At 39.3% G+C, this 2,213-nt stretch carries 2 protein-coding genes; one reads left to right on the forward strand and one right to left on the reverse strand.

All coding sequences use genetic code 11. The features are described from left to right. Positions 1–2 precede the first annotated feature (2 nt). On the forward strand, positions 3–791 hold the full coding sequence (locus RV04_RS12770; RefSeq protein WP_084405677.1) for an energy-coupling factor transporter transmembrane component T family protein: 789 nt from the start codon (positions 3–5) through the stop codon (positions 789–791). A gap of 44 nt (positions 792–835) precedes the next feature. On the opposite strand, the gene queG is transcribed toward RV04_RS12770, so the two are convergent. Beyond that, positions 836–1,999: a tRNA epoxyqueuosine(34) reductase QueG gene (gene queG, locus RV04_RS12775; protein WP_071858837.1), complete on the reverse strand. Its 1,164-nt coding sequence runs from the start codon at positions 1,997–1,999 to the stop codon at positions 836–838. Positions 2,000–2,213 lie beyond the last annotated feature (214 nt).

The following is a 2,213-nucleotide window of genomic DNA, read 5'->3' on the forward strand; positions in this document are numbered from 1 at the left end:
TGATCCATCAATTGAGTGGTTTTACTAAATTACTTTGTTTTTTGATGATCTCGGTAGTTGGAATGATTTCTTATGATACACGTTTTCTTTTAGGTTTGGCCGTTTTTTCGGCCATCTTATTTTACTGTGCTGAGATCAGTTATAGTGAAATTTCTTTTGTTTTGAAATTTATTGCTTTTTTCTCTCTCTTGAATCTTTTGACAGTCTATTTATTTGCACCAGAGTATGGGGTGACGATTTATGGGACACGTCATGTGATCTTTGAAGGTATCGGGCGCTATACATTGACACAAGAACAATTGTTTTATGAATTGAATCTTTTGATCAAATATTTTGTGACGATTCCCCCAGGCTTGATTTTTATTATGACAACCAATCCAAGCGAGCTTGCTTCAAGTATTCATCGCGTGGGTGGCTCGTATAAAATTGCCTATGCTTTTTCGTTAGCTCTGCGTTATATTCCGGACATCCAAGAAGATTTTCGGACGATTTCTAAAGCACAACAAGCTCGAGGAAATGAGCTTTCCAACAAAGCTTCTTTGATGAAACGGGTAAGAGGAAATTTGACGATTGCGATACCGTTGATTTTTTCTAGTCTGGAACGTATCGAAACGATTTCTTCAGCGATGGAGTTACGACGTTTCGGTAAGAAAAAAAGTCGTAGCTGGCTGTTAGCCAAATCGCTGAAACGAAAGGACTATTTAGCGATCCTCATTGTCGTTTTATTATGCTCTGTGGGTATTTGGTTATTAGTAATAAATGGTGGACGATTCTATAATCCTTTTAAATAAAAACAGCAGCGCCTTCTTTTGAGGGCACTGCTGTTTTTTATTTATCAGCGTTTGCGTTTCTTCTTCTTTTCTAATTGCTCAACGGCGTGGGTTAATTCTTGGAGCGCTTCGGGGTCACTCTCTTTTTCTAATAGCTCTGTTAAACGTTCAATCCATAACTCAGGTTCCTTGTTTCCTAGACGACCAATCGCCCAAAAGGCAGTTCCACGAATCACTGGGCGAACATCTTGCTGGGCTATTTGATATAAGTCAGGTAGTGCTGTGCGATCACCTAAATTGGCTAATGCGATGATGGCATTTCTTTGCAACGGTTTCTTTCCTCGCCACGCCCCAGATAAATGCCCAAATTGTGCTTTGAATTCTTTATTTGAAAGACTCAGCATCGGTTTTAATTTTGGATAAACGGTATCGACTTGAGGTTCCATTTCTTGGTGAAAATGGAAATCTTTGCCTTGATTGTAAGGACAAACAAGTTGGCAAATATCACAGCCATAAATGACATTGCTCATTTTTTTTCGGTATTCTTCCGGCATCAGTGTTTTCGTTTGCGTTTGGTAAGATAAGCAACGTTGGGCATTCATTCTACCATCGCCTAAGAGGGCCTTCGTTGGACAAGCTTTGATACAGCGGGTACATTCGCCGCAGCCAAAAGGAACAGCTTCATCTACTTCAAAAGCAATATTCGTGACGATTTCACCTAAATAGACAAAGGAACCAAATTCTTCAGTGATCAATAAGCCATTACGGCCAATGAAACCAAGTCCTGCACGCTGTGCCACTGAAACATCGACTAATTCACCAGTATCGACTTGAGGTCTGAAACGCCATTCGTCAGCACCTGCTTCTGACGCAGCTTCTGATTGAATGAAAGCGATCAGCTGATTTAAACGATCGCGTAAGATATCATGGTAATCAACTCCCCAAGAAGCACGGGCAAACATCCCTCGTTTTTCATCTTTAGGGATTTCTTCATGAATTTTCGTTGGATAAGCTAAAGCAATCGAAATAATTGTTTTAGGGCCTTCAAATGTTCGTTCAGGATAAATTCTTTCTTCGATCACTGGATGTTCAAATCCAGAAGTGTATCCGCGTTCTTTTTGTTCTCGTAAAGAGTTCTCTAAATGATCAAACGGTTCGGCAGAAGCAAAACCAATTTTATCGATACCGAGCCGCTGACTTTCAGCGATGATTTTTTCTTTAAGCGTCATAGTAGTGATCCTCCTTAAATAATAGTTAAAAACAGAGAGAGTAGTCGGTTTTTAGTTTTCATTAGCACAAAGTTTCTTTTGTTGACAGGCGTTTTTATTATAAAAAGATTTTTTGGGGACGGACAAGCCAAAGTCAAAATAAAAAGTATTGATCAAAAGATCAATACTTAGCTAAAAACTATCCATTGGATTTTTTAATGGAGCTGGCGGGAGT

Source organism: Enterococcus hermanniensis (assembly GCF_001885945.1).
GTDB classification, from domain to species: Bacteria; Bacillota; Bacilli; order Lactobacillales; family Enterococcaceae; genus Enterococcus_A; species Enterococcus_A hermanniensis.

Coding starts and splice junctions, on each gene's coding strand:
- queG (WP_071858837.1), bottom strand. CDS start 1,999: ATGACGCTTAAAGAAAAAATCATCGCTGAAAGTCAGCGGCTCGGTATC.